Source organism: Bacillus oleivorans, from assembly GCF_900207585.1.
Classification (GTDB): domain Bacteria; phylum Bacillota; class Bacilli; order Bacillales; family JC228; genus Bacillus_BF; species Bacillus_BF oleivorans.
This window is the reverse complement of sequence record NZ_OAOP01000010.1, coordinates 76,893-95,954: the sequence shown is the minus strand read 5'-3', so window position 1 is coordinate 95,954 and position 19,062 is coordinate 76,893. Positions and strand designations below refer to the sequence as shown.

Annotated in this window: 21 protein-coding genes, 1 pseudogene and 1 other annotated feature; of the genes and pseudogenes, 8 read left to right on the top strand and 14 right to left on the bottom strand. The window is 37.4% G+C overall.

The features are described 5' to 3' along the window. The first annotated feature begins 275 nt into the window (after positions 1–275). Positions 276–863, top strand: a complete 588-nt coding sequence (locus CRO56_RS18730) for a class I SAM-dependent methyltransferase (RefSeq protein WP_245855982.1) — start codon at positions 276–278, stop codon at positions 861–863. Positions 864–999: 136 nt separating this feature from the next. On the opposite strand, the gene CRO56_RS18725 is transcribed toward CRO56_RS18730, so the two are convergent. From CRO56_RS18725 to CRO56_RS18705, 5 genes are all read right to left on the bottom strand, one after another. After that, on the bottom strand, positions 1,000–1,653 hold the full coding sequence (locus CRO56_RS18725) for a pyridoxine/pyridoxamine 5'-phosphate oxidase (RefSeq protein WP_097160145.1): 654 nt from the start codon (positions 1,651–1,653) through the stop codon (positions 1,000–1,002). A gap of 119 nt (positions 1,654–1,772) precedes the next feature. Beyond that, positions 1,773–3,410 carry a methionine--tRNA ligase gene (gene metG, locus CRO56_RS18720; protein WP_097160144.1) on the bottom strand — a complete coding sequence of 546 codons (1,638 nt, stop codon included), beginning with the start codon at positions 3,408–3,410 and terminating at the stop codon, positions 1,773–1,775. 362 nt (positions 3,411–3,772) lie between these two features. Then, positions 3,773–4,040 (bottom strand) — a binding site (T-box leader). 55 nt (positions 4,041–4,095) lie between these two features. Further along, positions 4,096–4,647: a GNAT family N-acetyltransferase gene (locus tag CRO56_RS18715; protein WP_097160143.1), complete on the bottom strand. Its 552-nt coding sequence runs from the start codon at positions 4,645–4,647 to the stop codon at positions 4,096–4,098. 29 nt (positions 4,648–4,676) lie between these two features. Next, the gene (locus tag CRO56_RS18710) at positions 4,677–5,174 is read right to left on the bottom strand and encodes a GNAT family N-acetyltransferase (protein WP_097160142.1); all 498 of its coding nucleotides are present in this window, start codon (positions 5,172–5,174) and stop codon (positions 4,677–4,679) included. A gap of 22 nt (positions 5,175–5,196) precedes the next feature. Continuing rightward, entirely contained in the window at positions 5,197–5,724 is a 528-nt protein-coding gene (locus CRO56_RS18705; RefSeq protein WP_097160141.1) for a GNAT family N-acetyltransferase, read from the bottom strand. A gap of 103 nt (positions 5,725–5,827) precedes the next feature. On the opposite strand from CRO56_RS18705, the gene CRO56_RS18700 reads away from it, so the two are divergent. Both CRO56_RS18700 and CRO56_RS18695 read left to right on the top strand, forming a co-directional pair. After that, positions 5,828–6,025: a hypothetical protein gene (locus tag CRO56_RS18700; RefSeq protein WP_097160140.1), complete on the top strand. Its 198-nt coding sequence runs from the start codon at positions 5,828–5,830 to the stop codon at positions 6,023–6,025. A gap of 5 nt (positions 6,026–6,030) precedes the next feature. Then, positions 6,031–6,210 carry an H-type small acid-soluble spore protein gene (locus CRO56_RS18695; protein WP_097160139.1) on the top strand — a complete coding sequence of 60 codons (180 nt, stop codon included), beginning with the start codon at positions 6,031–6,033 and terminating at the stop codon, positions 6,208–6,210. A 24-nt stretch (positions 6,211–6,234) separates the two neighbouring features. Here CRO56_RS18695 and CRO56_RS18690 read toward each other — a convergent pair whose 3' ends face one another. Both CRO56_RS18690 and CRO56_RS18685 read right to left on the bottom strand, forming a co-directional pair. Further along, the gene (locus CRO56_RS18690) at positions 6,235–6,648 is read right to left on the bottom strand and encodes an NUDIX hydrolase (RefSeq protein WP_097160138.1); all 414 of its coding nucleotides are present in this window, start codon (positions 6,646–6,648) and stop codon (positions 6,235–6,237) included. After that, positions 6,645–7,358, bottom strand: coding sequence for a class I SAM-dependent methyltransferase (locus CRO56_RS18685; RefSeq protein ID WP_097160137.1), 714 nt, complete (start codon positions 7,356–7,358; stop codon positions 6,645–6,647). Before CRO56_RS18685 ends, CRO56_RS18690 begins: the two co-directional genes overlap by 4 nt. A gap of 148 nt (positions 7,359–7,506) precedes the next feature. On the opposite strand from CRO56_RS18685, the gene CRO56_RS18680 reads away from it, so the two are divergent. Beyond that, the gene (locus tag CRO56_RS18680) at positions 7,507–8,829 is read left to right on the top strand and encodes a uracil/xanthine transporter (protein ID WP_245855981.1); all 1,323 of its coding nucleotides are present in this window, start codon (positions 7,507–7,509) and stop codon (positions 8,827–8,829) included. Between the two features lie 56 nt (positions 8,830–8,885). Here the strand turns inward: CRO56_RS18680 and CRO56_RS18675 are convergent, their stop codons facing one another. Further along, a complete protein-coding gene (locus CRO56_RS18675) occupies positions 8,886–9,332 on the bottom strand; it encodes a GNAT family N-acetyltransferase (protein ID WP_245855979.1) in 447 nt (148 codons plus the stop codon). 103 nt (positions 9,333–9,435) lie between these two features. Here CRO56_RS18675 and CRO56_RS18670 point away from each other — a divergent pair, with 103 nt between their 5' ends. Further along, entirely contained in the window at positions 9,436–10,377 is a 942-nt protein-coding gene (locus CRO56_RS18670) for a nuclease-related domain-containing protein (protein ID WP_245855977.1), read from the top strand. Between the two features lie 90 nt (positions 10,378–10,467). Here CRO56_RS18670 and CRO56_RS18665 read toward each other — a convergent pair whose 3' ends face one another. Next, positions 10,468–10,911 carry a DUF2269 family protein gene (locus tag CRO56_RS18665; protein WP_097160264.1) on the bottom strand — a complete coding sequence of 148 codons (444 nt, stop codon included), beginning with the start codon at positions 10,909–10,911 and terminating at the stop codon, positions 10,468–10,470. A gap of 190 nt (positions 10,912–11,101) precedes the next feature. Between CRO56_RS18665 and CRO56_RS18660 the strand changes: the two genes are divergently transcribed. After that, a complete protein-coding gene (locus CRO56_RS18660) occupies positions 11,102–12,259 on the top strand; it encodes an MFS transporter (RefSeq protein WP_342745901.1) in 1,158 nt (385 codons plus the stop codon). Between the two features lie 48 nt (positions 12,260–12,307). Here CRO56_RS18660 and CRO56_RS18655 read toward each other — a convergent pair whose 3' ends face one another. From CRO56_RS18655 to CRO56_RS18635, 5 genes and pseudogenes are all read right to left on the bottom strand, one after another. Then, positions 12,308–12,676 carry a VOC family protein gene (locus CRO56_RS18655; protein WP_097160136.1) on the bottom strand — a complete coding sequence of 123 codons (369 nt, stop codon included), beginning with the start codon at positions 12,674–12,676 and terminating at the stop codon, positions 12,308–12,310. A 144-nt stretch (positions 12,677–12,820) separates the two neighbouring features. Next, positions 12,821–13,918, bottom strand: a complete 1,098-nt coding sequence (locus CRO56_RS18650) for a threonine aldolase family protein (RefSeq protein WP_097160135.1) — start codon at positions 13,916–13,918, stop codon at positions 12,821–12,823. Positions 13,919–14,007: 89 nt separating this feature from the next. After that, a pseudogene (locus tag CRO56_RS18645) lies at positions 14,008–14,352 on the bottom strand (DoxX family protein). A gap of 36 nt (positions 14,353–14,388) precedes the next feature. Further along, positions 14,389–14,961, bottom strand: coding sequence for a TetR/AcrR family transcriptional regulator (locus CRO56_RS18640; protein WP_245856003.1), 573 nt, complete (start codon positions 14,959–14,961; stop codon positions 14,389–14,391). A 234-nt stretch (positions 14,962–15,195) separates the two neighbouring features. Next, positions 15,196–16,362 carry a DUF4317 domain-containing protein gene (locus CRO56_RS18635; RefSeq protein ID WP_097160133.1) on the bottom strand — a complete coding sequence of 389 codons (1,167 nt, stop codon included), beginning with the start codon at positions 16,360–16,362 and terminating at the stop codon, positions 15,196–15,198. A gap of 270 nt (positions 16,363–16,632) precedes the next feature. On the opposite strand from CRO56_RS18635, the gene CRO56_RS18630 reads away from it, so the two are divergent. Beyond that, a complete protein-coding gene (locus CRO56_RS18630) occupies positions 16,633–17,604 on the top strand; it encodes a bile acid:sodium symporter family protein (RefSeq protein ID WP_097160132.1) in 972 nt (323 codons plus the stop codon). A 233-nt stretch (positions 17,605–17,837) separates the two neighbouring features. Continuing rightward, the gene (locus CRO56_RS18625) at positions 17,838–19,046 is read left to right on the top strand and encodes an MFS transporter (RefSeq protein WP_097160131.1); all 1,209 of its coding nucleotides are present in this window, start codon (positions 17,838–17,840) and stop codon (positions 19,044–19,046) included. Positions 19,047–19,062 lie beyond the last annotated feature (16 nt).

Sequence of the window (19,062 nt, the reverse complement as noted above, 5' to 3'; positions counted from 1 at the left end):
CCTTGAAAATAAACACAGGAAATAGCTCAGTTAAATGACTGGGCTATTTTATTTGCAAAAAGCACTGCACATTGCGGTGCTTTTTGATATACATTTTATAGTGTACCTTTTGTTTTTGCGATATGCTAACGGAACCCGTTGGCATAACCTCTGCTTGTCTTTTAGTAATTATAAAATATAAACCCATTCAAATGGGCATAGTCATACGCACTTCCCTGCGTCTACACTACTTTATATGATAAATGGTAAAACATATTTTTTTAGGAGGAATTCAATTGAGCAATGATGAACAACTGAGTCTGGATGCAGTTCATAACTATTGGAAAGATCCTAAGGAAGAAGGCAATCTTCCCGAAGCTTATATTGCCCCCATCGAACGCAGCCAATATCTGCATGAGCTTATTAAAAAATATGCAGATTTGAGCGCTACACTTTTGGAACCGGGTTGTAACGTGGGCAGAAATCTAAACTATCTCCTCAGAAAAGGATACAAAAATCTAACAGGCATTGAAATTAGTGAAAATGCAGTCAGCCTGTTAAAAAGCACATATCCTGAGTTAGCAAATACAGCTCAAATTCATAATGCACCCATTGAAGAGATTGTAACTGATTTTAAAACTGGAGGATTTGACGTGGTATTTACAATGGCAGTGTTTGAACACATTCATTACGAAAGTAATTGGATATTCAAAGAAATAGCTAGGATCACCAAATCCTACTTAATCACTATTGAATCTGAGGATGGTGTTTCAGGAAGGCATTTTCCGCGAAATTACAAAAGTTTATTTGAGCCGTTAGGTTTAAAGCAAATCGAAGAAAATAATTTCCTCAATAGGACTGTACGCGTATTTAAAAAAATTTAATAAGCAATTTCGTATTGATGACAATTATTTTCTTCTGCCGGGGCCGATTTATATTTGGCCCTTTTTAAATTTTTTAATAGCAGGCATTTTTTATTGAAATATTTTTGTAAAATTTCAATCTACTATCAAATTTTTCTTATGGCCAAAGCTGTTCTTGAGACCAATTAATGTCCTCCAGCCGATACTGGAGTCGTATATGTTTACGGTCACTATTTCCTTGCCAGAATTCTACTTCTTTTGCCTCTACACAGTACAAGGTCCAACGGTTATAAGCCAGATTTGGTTCTTCGTTCATTTGCTCTAATTGCTTCTGGATCTCAGCTTCGATTTCAGCTGGATCGGGTAAAACCTCGCTTTGCTTACAAGTCATAGCAATAGCACGAGCTATTTTGCCTCTTTCTAAAAAATCCTTTGAACTAGCGTTTTCTCCGGTATGTATCGCAGTCCCTCTTATCCGGATTTGCCTGCCGAGTTTCGGCCAATAAAAGGTTAAGGCTACCTCAGGGTTGTTCATTAATTGTTGTCCTTTCCTGCTATCTGAGCTTGTTGCAAAATACCAGCCCTTTTCATCGATATTTTTTAAAATAAGAACCCTTGCATCAGGATAACCATTGGAATCAACGGTCGATAGTGTCATCGCATGAGGTTCAGACACTTCTGCGTCTAGAGCCTCTTTAATCCATTTAATAAATAATGGGTGAGGTTTTTGGGGAGCATGATGGATTTCAAATTCAGGTAACGGACCTGCTAAAGTTTTAATATTTCGAAGTAATTCTTTTATATCGCTCATAGGCAGACACCAGCTTTCTTCTTTAAATTATTTTCTATTTTCTAATATATCATTAAGAACTCCCCTCAAATACAAGAGGAGCTCTCTTAAAATGCATCTTTTCAATCTTTTAAAACGTGTCAATTATACGACTGATTCTTTAATGTTTCTAATTCCAGATCAATCTGATTAATATCAATTCTTTGAAAAAGCGGTTCAAACTTTTCAATTCGGACAAGAGGTATGTCAACCGGACTCCAGGTTCCTTTCCCCAACTGGAGACGCTTTTTCACCTCATGACTCGAAAACGGCAAAAATGGCTGCAAAAGCTGAGATAAGTTTCCAATGATAAAGACACAAGTAGCAACGGTATTTTGGCAATTGCTTGGATCTTCGTGAATTTGCACCCATGGCTTTTGGTTATCAAAGTATTTATTGGCTGATCGAATATACTGAAAGATTTCTTCAAGTGCATGTTTAAAATGGGTTTTCTCTATATAAGTTCCCGCTGAGTTGTATAGCTCCTCTGTCTTTTTACGAATATCCTCATCGATTGAACCCACTGGTAAAACACCATCAAAATATTTTTCAATAAACTTAAACGTCCTGTTAACTAAGTTTCCATAGGCACCTAAAAGCTCACTATTATGACTGTATATAAATTCACGCCAGGTAAAATCGGTATCCCTATTTTCGGGAGCATTAATCGTTAAAAAATAGCGGATCGAATCGGGATGATATCTTTCAAGAATGTCTGGCACCCATACCGCCCAGTTTTTACTGGTTGAAAGCTTGTGTTTTTCTAATGTCAGATATTCATTGGACACAATATGAGTAGGCAAAGGTTTCACGTCAATTCCCAATAAAATAGATGGCCAAATAACCGAATGAAAGGGGATGTTATCTTTACCGTGAACATAGTAAGCGACAGTTTCCCCGCTCCAAAATGCGGAATCATCCCGATTCTGCTCTTCAGCCCATTTTTTACTGGCAGAATAATAGCCCGAGACTGCTTCAATCCAAACATATATCTTTTTAGCTTCGTAACCGGCAACAGGTACACTGACCCCAATCGGGAGATCTCTTGAAACTGCCCGATCGTGCAGTCCTTCTTTTAAAAATCTTTCCGTCATTTGAACCGCATTTTTGCGCCAAAGATGATTTACACTGGCATGGGTTACATATTTTTCAAGCTCCTTCTGAAACGTACCTAGACGAAAATAAAAATGCTCTGTATCCTTGGGTATTGGGTTGTCCCCACATAATTTACATTTCTTTTCTAAAAGATCAAGTGGATCTAATATAGTAGAGCAATGGTCGCACTGGTCACCCCTCGCCTCTTTTCCACAATGAGGACAGATCCCTTCTACATATCGGTCTGGCAAAAACTGATCACATGTCTGACAATAAGCCTGCTCTACTGTTTTCTTGCAGATATAACCTTTATCTAACAATTGCAGGAAAATGTTCTGTACGACCTGATGATGAAACTGTGTATCAGTTCTTGTATAACAGTCATAAGTAAATCCTAATTTTTTAAAACAGCTCTTAAATTCATTATGAAAGTGATCGGCAATTTCTTGTGGAGATACTCCTTCCTGTTTAGCTCTGATTGAAATAGGAGTTCCGTTGCAATCACTGCCTGAAACATAAAGCACCTGCTCCCCTTTTAACCGGTAATATCTTGCTAAAATATCTCCGGGAAGTAAACTCGCGATGTATCCAAGATGTAAGGACCCGTTTGCATAAGGCCATGCGCCTCCAATAAAAATACTCATTATAATTCCTCCTTAAAAATAGACTCTGCTGATCGGTGATGTTGATCCAGATCTTCAAACAAGAAAAGGCAATCGCTACTTCGTGCTCTCGAAGCGGACATAGGATCCGTTATTTGCTTAAAATAATCGGTTATTATAAATTGGAGGACATGAGATTCGTTATTTACGAATTTTGATAAGAAAATCGCCTGATTTACACTGAATAACGGAATGTATGTCCGCGTAGTTTGAAAAAACCTTGCTTTTTGGCTAAATAACGGAACCTATGTCCTCTAAAAACTGCCCTTGCTGAAGAAAACCAACATGTATACTCAACAAAGCCAAAAATAAAATAAAAAAAACTCGTCTTTAGACAACAAATGTCTAAGGACGAGGTTAGTCTCGTGGTACCACCTTAATTTGCTAATTACTCTCATAATTAGCCTCTGAAAGTACGGAGCCAAACAGCTCTTATACTCTGACATTAGTAACGAGTGCCAAATCTCGTCATAGCCTAAGTCCAAAAATGAAGTTCGGCTACGCAGCTCAGAGACCATTTTCGCGCGGGTCCTTCTTTACCCCTTTTCAGCTCTACAGGGGCTCTCTGTTAAAAGAAGAAAATCCGTCTACTTTTCTCATCATCGCTTTTTCATTCGTGTAATTTTTCTTATTATGCCATAATCGAGCAAAAGTGAAAAGGAAAATTTTACTCTTCCCATCTCCAATTCTCATTAATGATCGCCATGGTTTGATGATCTTCCCAAACACCGTTAATTAACACATTCTTTTTGGCAATGCCCTCTTTATGAAATCCGTTTTTTTCTAACAACCTAATCGATCCAACATTATGAGGCATGACTCCGGCATCGATTCGGTGAAGATTTAATTCTGCAAAAGCATAATCCACAATTATACGCACTGCTTCCGTCATATAGCCTTTACCATTGTGACTTTGATCCAAGTAATAACCGAGCCAGCAGTTTTGAAATGGCCCGCGCCCCACTTCCGAAAGCATCACCACACCTATCAATTTATCTGTTTCTTTTAAAAATATTCCAAATAAATAAAACTGATCGTTTTCTCTCATCTCAGTCGTTCTCTGGATTCGCTGCAATTGCCCATCTAGTGTATAAAACGAATCCTTCTTTGTCGTGTTATACTTTTTGAAAAAATCTTTATTGCGCAATTCCAAAGCCAATAACTCTTCTGTATCAGACTCTTCGAAAAATCTTAAATAAATATTATTTCCTTTAAGCATATCGATTTCCCCTTTTATTAGCTGATTATTTACAAAAACAATACCATTCTTTCCTCATCCCAATAGGTATCTCCTAATTTCATGGCCTGCTTTTCAGTTCCATACACTTGGAACCCTAATGCAGAATAAAGTTTACGAGCAGATTCATTGCTAGAGACTACAGTTAAATGAATTTGTTCCACACCCTCCCACTCTCTCGCTCTCTGAATCGCTTCATTCATCAAGGCTTTACCGATTCCTAAGCCACGGACATGCGGTTTCACATACATAGCTACAATGTTGACTCGATGATGTAATTTTAGGTGCTGCTCTCTTATCACCGTAACGGTGCCTATAAGCTTTTCACTCTCAAACGCACCTAATGTAAAAGAGTAATTCGACCGAAACCGTTCTTGATAAATCTTGATCGGTCTCTCTATTTCATCCTCATATCTAGTGGAATAAGCTTCTGCATTCAGCTTTAAAGCTTCCAGTCTTATTTCTCTATATATTTCCGCATCAAATGGGGTTAATCTTCTAATTTCCATCGGAGCACCTCCCTATCATTTTTCAAACCAGTTTATACATCAAAATATCATCCCAATACTCCGTTTCACTGACTTTTACTTCTTTTTTCTTTCTGCCTTCTTCAATGAATCCCATACTCTTATACAAAGCTATCGCTCTCGTGTTTGTTGAAAATACACCAAGGCTTACTTTTTCAATAAAAGGGTTGTGTGCCGCCCAGCTTAACAGTTCGCTGATCAGCATTCGACCGATTCCCCTCTCTCTGTAATCCTTTCTGATCATGATGCCAAAGGAACCTACATGAGATAGTCGTTTTCGGCTGTTAGATAAAAATGCTATCCAGCCTACAATTTCATTATCTATTTCAGCAACAAGGATGGTTTCCCTCTCATTGTCTAATATTTTCTTAATCCAATTCTTCTGTTGATCTAACGTCTGGTTAAATTCTTCTGGGACACTCATTAAATAGTCTCTTTCAGCGATTACTTCTTTTTGAATTTGCAGGATGGCTTGAGCATCTTCTAAAACAGCCGTACGAATGATAGCTGCAGTATTTATACTTTTTGACATGACAATGCTCCTTAACTGTAAATAAATGATTTTTTATTACTAATAAAAATAGGTAATTTGGAAAAATTATACCTAGATTAAAAAAGGAGTTGTTGCTGTTTAAATGAATGTCGAAGATGCGAAAGATAAAAACGCTTCAGCCGAAACAAATCATAAAAAGCGTAATAAACAATTGCCTCCGTATTATTTAAATTCATTACCGGATCGGGATGTTATTCTGGATGAGGATTCGGCGGTAAACATTACAAATGTTGAAGATGCTGAAAGTGATGTTCAAATAAAAACGATTGAAACGGAGTGAAAAATATGGATGCAAAACGGGTAAAACAGATTTTATCATCATCAGCAGATATTGAGGTTCTTTATAATGGAACCTCAGTTTGGATTGATGCCTTAAATGAAGACGGCCGAACCGCCACTGTTCATTTAAGGGGCCCGCTGGAAGAAAGATCGATTGTTGAGATTGATGAACTTGAAGAAAAGTAGCACTTCCTAAGGGGATAGAACCAATCATTTTATCCCCTTATTTGTAACGATTCGATTTAAGAGGTCCCGATCTTCCGGATAAGTTAGTTCCAAATTTTCTATCTCATCTGCCGATTTCCAAGCGATATCATAAATTAGCTGATCTGGATCTTGGAATTTCCTTTCCCCGCCTATCCATTTTGTATAAAAGTATCGAACTTCAAAAATCCACTCGCTATTTTCTCCCTTTTTCACAAAAAATTCTTCCATGACCTCAACCTGATACCCGGTTTCTTCAAACATTTCTCTAGCGCAGCATTCTTCGAACGTTTCATTTTGATTTTTTTGTCCGGATGGAATCGACCATGTCTTCTCCTCATCTGGTCTCCCTTGCAATACCATTAAAATTTTATTCTCGTTATTAACACATAATCCTGCTGCACCTTGCCATAATTTCATTTTTCATTCCCTTTCCTAGCAACAAAAGTTATCGCATTGGTAGTTAACAGAATTGATCTATGATTTCGGGTTATCTCGTATTCTAGCGGTTTTACAAGCTCCATCAGTACCTTCCAGTTCTGAAAAACATGATCTAACTTCGCAAGCACAGAATCAGTTAGAAGATTTATTTCCATTAAGGCATCCAGATATTCATTAGTGATTCTATCAATCTCTTGAACCTCTGAATTAATAATAAAGCATGCAATACCGCCAGGTTTAGTCCCGCTTGCAATTCTATGTAAAACTTTATCAAACACGCTCTCTGATTCCACATGCTCAAGACTTGATATAGCTACAATGAAATCATATTGATGGGGCTCAATAAAATACGTTCCAATATCAGCTTTTTCGGCATGAATGATGTGTTCGACTCCATATTGAAGGCTATAGAACTTCAGCTTTTCAATAGCTGAATCGAGGAAGTCGACGCATACCACCTTACCATAACTGTTTTTAAGCTTTTCAGCAACGGGAATGCTGTTTCTCCCCACGCCACAGCCCAAATCAAGCACTTGTACATTATTTTTGATTTCAAAAAATGACATGAGATCTATAACGGTTTTGACTGGTTTCGCCAGCCACGATCCTTCCTCGAACAAGGAAAAGTGGTTATAACAGAAATCATGGTATTTCTTTTCTTCATTCCGAATGAACTCGAGTCTATTCAAGATTGTAACCCCATTCTTTTTGGTCTCCCATTTCTTAACCCTTACTATATACTAATTCCATTTCTTAGAAAAGACGAATTAGGTTTAGTAGGGTATGAAGTTTGAAATTGCTATATAAAATAAAAGGACTATAATATGTAGGGGAAACATGAATAATCTTCTTAGAATTGTAGAAAGTGGTGACATGATGAGGAACTCTATTACTCTCTTTTCCTCGATTCAATGGCTATTTTTTATTTTTGCTAATACTATAGTAGTTCCTCTCTCCATCGGAACTGCTTTTGAACTTCCAGCTGCAGATATTGCAATGATGGTTAAAACCACTCTTATCTTTACAGGAATTGCTTGTATACTTCAAGCAAGATTTGGTCATCAATATCCAATTATGGAAGGTCATTCAGGGCTTTTTTGGGGAGTTATGCTTAACTTAAGTCTTTCTGCTTCTGCCCTTGGATTAAGCCTAACCGAAATTGGCGGAGGGATCGCAACAGGAATCCTGCTGTATGCCGTCGCCGCTCTTCTCATCGTAACTTTTAATTTAGTTTCTTGGGTTCAGCGAATTTTTTCGCCTATGGTGGCTTCGGTATACTTATTCCTCCTGTCGTTTCAATTAATCTTTATTTTTTTTGAAGGAATGTTAGGAAAAGAAGCAGACGGCACAATCGATATCCCAGTAAGCTTATTATCCGTCTTCATCGTCATATTAGTCATTATATTAAAAATAAAAGGCAATACATTGATTAGTAATTTTTCCATTTTAATAGGAATTGTTGTAGGGTGGATTTTATATGTATTATTGTTTCCTGAAGACACAGCCTCTGCCAATCTAAATGGTGGATCGTTTAAATTGTTTCCTCTTGGAAAGCCGAATTTAGAAATAGGAATCATTATTGTAACTTTTTTTACGGGGTTATTGAATATTAGCAATACAATTGCATCGATTGATTCAGCTGCAAAAATTTTTAAAGAAAAAGCAAAACCCGTTCAGTATCGAAAATCAATGCTTTTAACCGGAATTTATTCGTTTTTTGCATCTGGGTTTGGTCTTGTTCCTTATACGCCATTTACGTCTACGATTGGCTTTTTACAAAGCACGCGAATTTACGAACGAAAACCGTTTTATCTGGGGGGCGCACTTTTAACTCTAATGGGATTAATCCCGCTATTCGGTTCATTCCTGGCAACGTTGCCAATAACGATTGGAAATGCTGTACTGTTAGTCTCCTATCTTCAATTATTCGGAACAGCATATAGCAGTCTAAATGGAGCAACGTTTACATCCAATACGATTTTTAGATTAGCCATTCCATTTTTATTTGGCGTCAGCTTAATGAACCTGCCCGTTGAAATATATAGCAGCCTGCCAGCCCTGATACAGCCTTTCATATCTAATGGAATGTTGATGGGAATGCTGTTTTCGATTATTTTTGAGCTGACGATTAAATGGGAGCGGTTGGATCAAGTTGAATGATAAAACATAGATTAAGAGAAAACGCTCAGAGTTTGATAGCTCTGAGCGTAAATTTTTTAATCAAGCAAATTTTTTTCAAGAATAATTTTATGGCGTCCTTTTTCATCAGTATATGTTTCTATGACATCAAACCCATTTTTAATATTTAAGATTAACATATTCCGCCATTTATTCATCGTTTTCGTTTGAACAATATTATAACTATTTTGCTTTAAATATTGATGTTGCTTTTCCATTAACACTGATGCAATACCCAGATTTCTGTAAGCAGGGTCCACTCCGCCTAACCAGCTGTAAAATTTATGTTGTTCCAATTCATATCCGATTTTATAGCCAATCACTTTATCATCTTCCATTGTGGTGATCATTAATAATTTGGGTTTAGCTGTCATTTTTTTAATCAAATCATCGGATGAACCGAAAATGGTTCTATGCAGGTTTTGAATGCTATTTAATATATCTTTAGAAGGCAGTGATTGATAAATTATATATTCATAGTTCAAAACCAGTTCCCCTTCCTTTAAAGTATAAAGTGTAGTAAATTACTAGAACAGACTTGGAGGTGCTTTAACTATAATTGTAAAAATTAGAACAGAGTCATTAAGTTTGGACAGTTTGAGTGCAGCAATTTGCAGGCTTCCTGATACTCACCCGAAATATAAAATCTTGTTAGACAGATACGCTGCTTTAGACTCAGGTATTGGCGGCGAAAAAAGAGTTGAAGATACATTAAGGTATGCCCCTTTTTCCTTTGACACTCGTATATTCTTCGATTTACACCTCTTTTTGAGTGAATATTTCCAATTAGATGTTACCATAATAACTCCTTCTTATGTGCTGGTTTTAGAAGTTAAAAACATTAGCGGGATTTTAACGTTTAATGACGATCCACATTTAATTCGAACCAATCCGGATGGCAGTAAAGATGGATTTGATAGTCCAGTGTCCCAACTTGAGAGAAACTGTGAACTATTTTCTACGTGGTTAATGAAGAGAGGAATTGATTTACCTGTGATTGGAGCTATTGTTTCGGCATACCCCAAACAAATTGTAGAAAAATCCCCAGCTGCAGCTACAATTTTATACCCAAAATTAATTCCTGCGTTTATTAAAAAATTGTTAGAGGAGCATAAAAGTAAAAGTATAGACAATAAAACATTCCAATGGATTACCTCAGAAATCAAGAAGAGTCACAGCATTTATGTACCGAATCCCCTTGCAAATACGAATGGCATTTCTAAAAAAGATTTCCAGACTGGAGTAAAGTGTGCAAAATGTGGTGTCTTCGGGATGCGGAAACATTTAAAAAAATGGGTGTGTGAAAGTTGCGGGTATAAGAGTAGGGTAGCACATTATCAGGCTGTTAAAGAGTGGTTCTTGTTATTCGGCGGGAAGATGACGAATCGGGATTGCCGGGAGTTTTTGGGGGTGGATAACATTCACGCTGCAACACGTATTTTAAAGGGTATGGAGTTAAAACAAGAAGGAAGCTTTCGAAATAGAGTTTATTGGATGGATTTAAGAAGTTTAAAAATTCCTATTGAATAAAAAACAGGTTAATGGGTTGTAATCTACCTGAACCAAGATAAAATTACTCGCTACCGAGAGTAAATCACCCGCTACCGAGACTAACCACCTCTACCACCATACCGGCTTAACTACCATAAACCAAAGCATCACTAACAATAAAACAATATAAACCCACACAGACCTCCTTAGTTTTTCAGCTAATTGCCCCTGATCAAAATCAGGTTCGGCGAACTTCTTTATAGTCGGCGTAAAAGCCCGGGCCAAAAAGATGATCGAACTAAACATAACAACCAGCGTCATGACAATCCATGTAGTGCTCCATGGCCATCCACCCATATAAATAAGCAGCACTCCTGAAATGACCAGGACATGCCCTGCATGTTTGACGAGTCTAATGGATGATGTGAAGACATTCAAATAAGGTGGGATTTCTTCGATCTCTGCGCTCCGCAACTTTTTCAGAAGAGGCAGTAGCACAAAGAAAGGTCCAATGGATAAAATCGCACTAAAAATATGAATATAGACAATAAATTTATAAAATATAACTGCCATCACTGTTATCATCTCTCAGCAGCTGTTTTATAGGGAGGCACTCTTTCTTTCATTATATAAGATATAAATGATTGAAATAAGGAAATATAATCACATTTGTTACAAATTAGCAAACCTCTTCATCGAAATACTTGCCTATTATTTAAGAAAAAGCGATGATTGAGATAGTATTTTAAGTGGAGGCGGCTCGATGATTCGTGTATTTGTTTTTCTGATTATCTTTTGTTCTTTCTTTGATTTATTTGCACAGCTTCCTATAATCACGCCCCTTGCCACTTCACTGGGCGCAACTCCTTTTTTAACCGGGTTAGCCGTTGGAATGTACTCTTTTTCCAATACAGTCGGAAATGTAGCATCAGGATTTATAACGGATAAAAGAGGACCATCCTTTATTTTAAAAACGGGGTTATTCCTGACCGGGGTTATTCTTATACTCTACTCTCTAGCTACTAACGCATGGCTTTTATTAATGATTCGATTTTTACACGGATTATCAGCGGGTTTAATTGCTCCTGCCGCTTTTACTTACTTAGCTAATTCAGCGGATAGAGAGAAAAAAGGAAAAAGCTCAGCACTAACAGGAGCATTTGTCGGGTTAGCAGCGATCATTGGACCAGCATTTAGCGGGATTGTTGCCAGCCAAACGAATGAAATCACGGTTTTATCGATGACAGCTGCATTTATGCTATTACTGGCTGGATTAGCTCTATTTTTATTGCCGAAAAATCAAAAAAGATCAGCTGGTGAAAATCAATTGGAACGTCTGCCAGTACGATCCTTGTTCCATAATCCTCTGATCATAAAATCTTTTGCAGGCGCGTTTTTCTTGATGTTTTCTCAAGGGGTACTAGCGTATATGCTGCCATTAAAAGTAGATCAGCTAGGCTTTGATACACGAACGAGCGGAATGATGTTAAGTACATTTGGAATAGTAGCAGTTCTTGTATTCGTACTTCCGATCAACCGTTTATTTGATATTATAAAGCCGATCAAAACGTTGAGCTCAGGAATGACAGCGATGGGACTTAGTCTGATATTAATCAGCAGCAGCCAGAATATTTCTATTCTCTATGTTTTAATGGCGCTTTATGGAGTAGGGTTTGCCTTTTTATTTCCCTCCCTTAACACCTTATTGATTGAAGCTACAGTCGAAACACACCGCGGCAAAGCGTATGGATACTTTTACGCCTTCTTTTCCTTCGGAGTTGTATTTGGATCTGGGGTTACTGGGTTATTAGAGCTTTCAGCCAATCAAGGCTTTGTTCTGACTGGAATTGTATTAATCGGAGTCGCAATGTTTATATTAATGAAGAAAAATAACAAACTTACATCCGTAAATAAAGGCTAATCAAAAGGGATAAAGGACCTAGTTAGGTCCTTTATTTCGTAATATTATTTAATCCTGACAAACCATCAGCATGTTTCCATCTGGATCTTTAAAAACAAAAAAGTGATCATGCTGGATTTCTGTCACAAGTTCAACTCCGTTCTCCTTCATGAATTGGTAAGAGCTTTGGATGTCATCAGTAGCAAATTGAATGGCTGGTACATGAAATGTAGAGATCTCTTTATATTCATTTCGCCACATCGGCATCGTATCAAGAACCATCCCAGCGCCTTCCATGTCTGCCACGAATAAATGGTCAAACATAACCTCCCCATCTTGAATGCCTAAGATTTTTGAATACCAGTTTTTTGCTTTCTCGATATCTCTCACTGGAATAAAAACAGACTTAATTTTGTTTTTGATTGGACTTTGTACCATTATTTAATCCCCCTAATCTTCTTCTATCTTTCATAAATATAACGAATAAGCAGGTAAAATTTATACGCTAATGAAAATTATTTTTTTAAAGAATAACTTATAAAAAAAGTGCCTTCACTTAATGTGAACACACCTGTTGTACTACTAATTGAATTTTTGTTTCATGAGTTTATCTAACAATATAAATGAATGTTTAACCTCTGCCTTAGGCACAATACCATACTGATCTCCCAGACTAATCTCGAAGTAACAAGTATTCTCATCAGTATCTTTTAAATAACTGGTTATACCAATTCCTGTTTGTTGCTGCACTTCTGCTAATACAGGTTCCACTTTCTCCTTAGCATAAAGAAAATGGACATGGAACATGTTTGAAACAGGAACCAGTGGAATTGTTGTAATGTCGTGGCATGAATTAAATAGCGCGGCTAGCTCCTTTGCTTCCTCATAATACTGCCCCATTTTAGTTGATCTCATCTCAAAATAATAATCAGCTGAAATAATGTAAGGGTACAAACTAATCAAGTCCCCGCCATAGCGTCTCTTCCAAATCTTCGCATTCGCAATAAAGTCCCCGTCACCGGCTAATATTGCGCCTGCAATCCCGCCAATGCCTTTATAAAAAGAGATATAAACGCTGTCAAAAAGAGCTGAAACTTCAGCTGCGGACTTCTGATAAAATGGCAGAACTTCTAATAAGCGGGCTCCATCCAAATGCAGCTTTATCCCTTTCTTTTTACAATACTCCGATATCTGTTTCAAAATTTCAAAGCTCGGCAATTGACCGCCTATTTCACGCTGAGGCAATTCCAGCAGGAGACAAGCAACGTCATCCCTCATTTCCGCCACATCAGCCATTTCAATAACACGGCTTTTATCAGCGAGCAAGATCGTTTCAATATGATGAATTTCTTTCAACCCATCTTCTTCGTGAATTTCTAGATGGCAAAGCGGATGATAAGCTACTTTTCTTACACCTTTTTCATCACACCAGATTCGTAGGGCGATCTGCTGTGCCATCGTCCCGCTTGGAAAAAATACTGCCTTTTCCTTACCTAATAATGCAGCCATTTTTTCTTGAAACTCTTCAATCACCTGTCCTGCTCCATACATATCACTTTCCAATTTCCCATCCTTATTCTCAAAAGCATTTTTTAATACTTGAATATTGCGTTTCCCATGCTGAGCAAGCTGATATTTAGATTGGTAATATGTTTCTTTTAATGCATTTGTTTGATTCACCTAATATCCCCCTATTCCTGATCTATTTCCTTACCACTTTCTATTCCTTTTTTCCCTTCCAATTAACCTAGAAGGGTTTTGACTAAAGCTTACTTTCCACTCCAAAAAAAGATAATGATAGAGAAAAATAAACAAATAGTTGCAGGAACCGTCATAATGAGAGATTGGCGGGCTCGGAAAAGGTGCGCATGAATGGCTCCTAACATGAGGATGAAGAACAATACTCCTGAAACTACCGCTAAATTACGATTCCAAATCCCTCCTACCATTCCCAGTGCCCCAGCGATTTCGAGAAATCCTGTAACAGAAAGAAACTATAATGGATATCGATAATGCAACCAATGTTCAACTTGAAACGGCACACGTAAGACCTTTATCACCCCTCCTATTAACATAAAAGCGGCTAAACTAACTTTCATGAAAATGGTTATCATCTAATCACTCCATTTGTGAAGCTTGTATTTAATCTACTACTTGGGAAGCATCCCATTAATTAAAAGGTTTACCACTTGTGCTGCAAGACTTTCGGAATCTTTTGTCCCAGGCAGCAAATATGAATTTGTAAGGTGAACAATCATACCCGTTAGACATTCAGCCACGATATCCATATCTAGCTCTGGATTAAAATAGCCTAACCGTTGTTCGGCAAGTAAGTTTTCTTTCAAAACCAGCGTTAAATTACTTTTAATTTGTATCGCTTCTGGACTGAGAAAAAAACCTATTCTTGTTAAATGAGGGTCACTACCAAGAAACCGAAAAACAGATTCCACAGCAGCTAATACTCTTTTTGAGACATCAATTTGCTCTATTCCACTTACTAAGCGAAGTGACTCTGTCAGCTTTCTTAAATTAGAGTAAAAATTAGTTACTAACTCCTCGAAGATGGCTTCTTTACTTGTAAAGTAAAGATAGAAGGAAGGCTGTGTCAGTCCTGCTTTTTTAACAATTGTACTTACTTTTGTATCATGAAATCCTTGGGTTGCGAATTCAATCGCAGCAGTTTCAAGCAATCTCCTGCGGCTTTCTTTTCCTTTTGATCCTATTTCAGTATTCAATACTCATCACCTTCCATAATACTTACTTTTAAGTAATGTTACTAATGAGTATTATTTCAAATCGCAATACTTATTGTCAATCTTATAATTTTTTTCAAAGTAGGAGTGGAAGCGAGGGAAGATACTATAAATAGTAATTTTTCTTATAAAAAAAAGACCGCCCTCTGACAGTCTCTATTATTTCTCTGCTATTTAATTGTATATCTTTAAAACCAACTCCTTCTAAAATACCTCTGGAATCATCTTAAACCCTTCAATCACTGCATCTTCATCAATCTCGATTAATAAACAGCGTTTTCCATTATAATTAACCTGTTTCACATATCTTAAATCTTGCGGACTAATTGAGATTTTCGCTACTTTCGTGTCAATCTTAATAGATTTTGACTTGAAATTCGGTACAATGTTATTGGCTTTAATCTCATACTTTTCGTCATCAATGACCTTTTGAAAGGCCTTTTCAACCTTTTCAGTACTTACATCTTCGACCCCGCTTATTTTTAATACACGTTCTACGTCTTTATAATCCAGTTTCGGCGGGTCCTCTTCTTCATTTTCATCCATTACACGGTTGATTTCCTCATACACATTAGCAAGCGTGGAAGCATCAAGCTGATCTCCAGCAACTTCTCTGACAATTTCCTCAAATACCTCTTTATCTTCCTGTGCGGTCATAATCATTTCACCATTTAATACTTCCTCAATAAAATGCGAATCTGGTTTATTCGGTTTGCCAACTGAATACAGTATATGGTTCACATCTGCTGAGTTTTCTGTGAAACAGGGGAACAAAAATCCTCCCACCGGAGATGTGAGATTGATGATCGAATCTACGACAATATTATACTTAAATACCTTCTCAACATAATCAAACAACAATGTTTTTTGAGGTTCTTCTGTTTTATTAATACTGCAGAGAATAAAAGAATGCTGATAGACTTCATCCCGTTCACTCTCTTCGGCTTCTTCATTTCTATTTTTCGTCGGTTTAAAATAGTTCCCGCGAATGAAGGTAACTACAACATCATATTTGTATTGGACGTCTTTAAACATTTTTTCAATGATTCGGAGCATTTGCTCTTTCCAGTCTTCTATTTCACTAGATTGCAAACCTTGAAGAAGAATAGACTGTCCATGATCCTCTGCTTCCCTTTGTTGAAACTTCAATTCGAATAATTTCGAATCCATCTGACCTGTCAGAACTTTTTTGAAGTTACTCAGAAATAACTCCTGCTGCTCGCGGTCAAGCATCCCGAACAATTGACTCTCTTGATGGAATATCTCACTGCTTTCCTTCCTAATGTAAACATTAAAGATATCAGAGATATTCATTAGATCGTTATCAAGTTTGAACTGTTTTCGGATGTTTGCAACGTCTTTTTTATTCATACTATGTACATCTCCTAAGCTGTATTGTTTTTTTGTTAAAAAAGAAAAAGGAGGTGCAATAGCAGCTCCTTTGCTAGCATTGGTTCAAAACATAATTATTAATTCAACGAAATCTTCCTGAATCATTTTATCATATTTAAAACTGACTCTTCTAAAAGAAAATCAACCATATTTTTTAACGCATAACATTCTGACTATTGTTTTTATTCTAATAAAAACATATAATAAACAAACACTTTAATCATTAAAACTACTAAAGAGGTGTAAAAAATGAAAGCTTTAGAGAAAGTAAGTCAATTTGCCGGCAACACGTTTGCAGTCTGGGTCCTTCTATTTGCAGTCCTCTCTTTTTTCATGCCATCTGCATTTACATGGATCGCACCGCACATTCCGCTTTTATTAGGGGTTATTATGTTTGGAATGGGACTCACGCTTTCAGCAGGTGATTTTAAGGAAGTTTTTAAACGTCCGAAAGATGTGGCGATTGGAGTAGTCGGTCAGTTTGTCATAATGCCCGGTCTCGCTTTCTTGCTTGCTAAAGGGTTACAGCTGCCGCCGGAAATTGCGGTTGGTGTTATTCTAGTCGGCTGCTGTCCTGGCGGAACTGCTTCAAATGTTATGACGTTCCTGGCAAAAGGGGATGTTGCACTAAGCGTTACGATTACATCGGTTACAACATTACTTGCACCCATTGTAACGCCGGCTCTTATTTTATTACTAGCAAGTCAATGGGTCCCAGTCGATCCTGCCGATCTATTTCTTTCAATCATACAAATTGTGATTGTTCCGATTGTTCTAGGTGTATTAGTTAAGAAATTTTTTAATCGGCCAGCCCAAGCCAGTGTCAAGGTCCTTCCGCTAGTCTCGATTATTTCGATTGTAGCTATTGTTACAGCTGTGGTCTCTGCCAACCAGCAAAATATCGCAAAAACTGGACTTATTATCTTTGCTGTTGTCATTTTACATAATGTCCTTGGCTATTTATTAGGTTATGTGTTTGGAAAACTCTTTAAGATGGATTTATCAAAGAAAAAGGCGGTTGCTATTGAAGTCGGTATGCAAAATTCAGGCTTAGGCGCTGCGATTGCTACTGCTCACTTTTCGCCGTTATCAGCTGTACCGAGTGCGATTTTTAGTGTATGGCATAATATCTCTGGGCCTATCTTGGCAACGATCTTTAACCGGATGAAAGATAGTCAATCATCCCCTGTTGATTCCAGTAAGACGCCCGTAACCAACTAATAAAAGAACACCTTCATCGTGGTTGAAAAATCACATGAAGGTGTTTTTTTTAGTTTTTGCAGAAGGAAACAGGGGGACGGTTCTTGCGTTTCATGAAACGCAAGAACCGTCCCCCTGTTTCACACCTAAATTAATTATTTCTAAAATTGAATATTTCGTGAATAGAAATTTCGTGGTACTATTAAGCTATTATTTTTCAATTACATTTGCTTTTCTTAGGAGATGGAACAAACATGCCTACATGGCAACGGAATTTATGGGTGCTTTGGATTGGGGTTTTCTTTACAGCTGCAAGTTTTTCTATGGTCATTCCTTTTCTGCCAATCTTCCTATTAGAAATTGGAGTGCACGACCATACGGAGCTGTGGTCAGGACTCATTTTTGGTGCAGCTTTTTTTGCAGGTGCGATTGCTACCCCTTTTTGGGGAATGATTTCTGATAAATACGGCAGAAAACCGATGATTATTCGTGCAGGACTTGCCCTTTTTGTCATCTATATATTAATGGCTTTTGTCACAAACCCTTATCAAATATTAGCATTAAGAATGCTTCAGGGGTTATTAAGCGGATTTATCCCTGGTTCCATTACATTAATTGGCACAAACACGCCAAGCGAAAAAGTAGGATACGCCCTTTCCCATATATCTTCTGCTTCTGCAACAGGAATGATTTTAGGTCCCTTGTTAGGCGGTGGTATGGCTGAGCTTGTCGGAAATCGATTGGCGTTTGCAACGGCAGGGATTATTGTTGGTATTGCAACGATTCTGATCATCTTTTTTGTAAAAGAAGAAAATTTCAAACCAAACAAAGAAAAGGGTTCTATATTAAATGATTTTAAAGTCGGATTGAGCAATCGGCCCTTCTTACTTGTGTTAATCTTAACACTGATTGTCAGTTGTTCAATCATGACAATTGAGCCGATTCTTCCGCTATACATCGCGGATTTAGGCAGTTCTTCAAAGTATGCTACTTTCCTGACAGGTGTTGTCATTTCACTGCCTGGTATCGCTAGTGCTATATTTGCTCCTCGTTGGGGAAAATGGGCTGATAAAGTAGGATTTAAGCGTGTTTTATTTATAGGGCTGTTAGGTGCTGGAATTGGTACAATAGCGCAAATTCTATTTACTGAAATATGGGGATTTTCTCTGATCCGATTTGTGTACGGTATCTTTTTCTGTGCGGTATTCCCAGCATTAAATGGGCTCGTTGTAAAAACAACACCAGAAGAATTCCGTGGCAGAGCTTTTAGCTTGAATCAAACTTCAAACCAAATCGGCGGCATGATCGGTCCTATCATTGGGGGCTTCTTGGGAGGAATGCTGCCAGTTCAAAGCTTATTCGTGATTACTGGAGTGTTGCTTTTAGTTGCAGTAGGAACGGTATATATGAATTCTGGTGAACTAAAAAGGACTTTCAATAAAGAAGTAGTACCAAGAAAATAAATAGTTCATTTAAAAA

Bases quoted from the DNA above. Each gene is read 5' to 3' on its own strand.
- CRO56_RS18665 (WP_097160264.1), bottom strand. From the start codon at position 10,911: ATGGCAGTTATATTTTATAAATTTATTGTCTATATTCATATTTTTAGT.
- CRO56_RS18635 (WP_097160133.1), bottom strand. From the start codon at position 16,362: ATGAATAAAAAAGACGTTGCAAACATCCGAAAACAGTTCAAACTTGAT.
- CRO56_RS18710 (WP_097160142.1), bottom strand. From the start codon at position 5,174: ATGGAAATTAGAAGATTAACCCCATTTGATGCGGAAATATATAGAGAA.
- CRO56_RS18660 (WP_342745901.1), top strand. From the start codon at position 11,102: ATGATTCGTGTATTTGTTTTTCTGATTATCTTTTGTTCTTTCTTTGAT.
- CRO56_RS18655 (WP_097160136.1), bottom strand. From the start codon at position 12,676: ATGGTACAAAGTCCAATCAAAAACAAAATTAAGTCTGTTTTTATTCCA.
- CRO56_RS18680 (WP_245855981.1), top strand. From the start codon at position 7,507: ATGAATAATCTTCTTAGAATTGTAGAAAGTGGTGACATGATGAGGAAC.
- CRO56_RS18715 (WP_097160143.1), bottom strand. From the start codon at position 4,647: ATGCTTAAAGGAAATAATATTTATTTAAGATTTTTCGAAGAGTCTGAT.
- metG (WP_097160144.1), bottom strand. From the start codon at position 3,410: ATGAGTATTTTTATTGGAGGCGCATGGCCTTATGCAAACGGGTCCTTA.
- CRO56_RS18630 (WP_097160132.1), top strand. From the start codon at position 16,633: ATGAAAGCTTTAGAGAAAGTAAGTCAATTTGCCGGCAACACGTTTGCA.
- CRO56_RS18725 (WP_097160145.1), bottom strand. From the start codon at position 1,653: ATGAGCGATATAAAAGAATTACTTCGAAATATTAAAACTTTAGCAGGT.
- CRO56_RS18700 (WP_097160140.1), top strand. From the start codon at position 5,828: ATGAATGTCGAAGATGCGAAAGATAAAAACGCTTCAGCCGAAACAAAT.
- CRO56_RS18690 (WP_097160138.1), bottom strand. From the start codon at position 6,648: ATGAAATTATGGCAAGGTGCAGCAGGATTATGTGTTAATAACGAGAAT.
- CRO56_RS18695 (WP_097160139.1), top strand. From the start codon at position 6,031: ATGGATGCAAAACGGGTAAAACAGATTTTATCATCATCAGCAGATATT.
- CRO56_RS18625 (WP_097160131.1), top strand. From the start codon at position 17,838: ATGCCTACATGGCAACGGAATTTATGGGTGCTTTGGATTGGGGTTTTC.
- CRO56_RS18705 (WP_097160141.1), bottom strand. From the start codon at position 5,724: ATGTCAAAAAGTATAAATACTGCAGCTATCATTCGTACGGCTGTTTTA.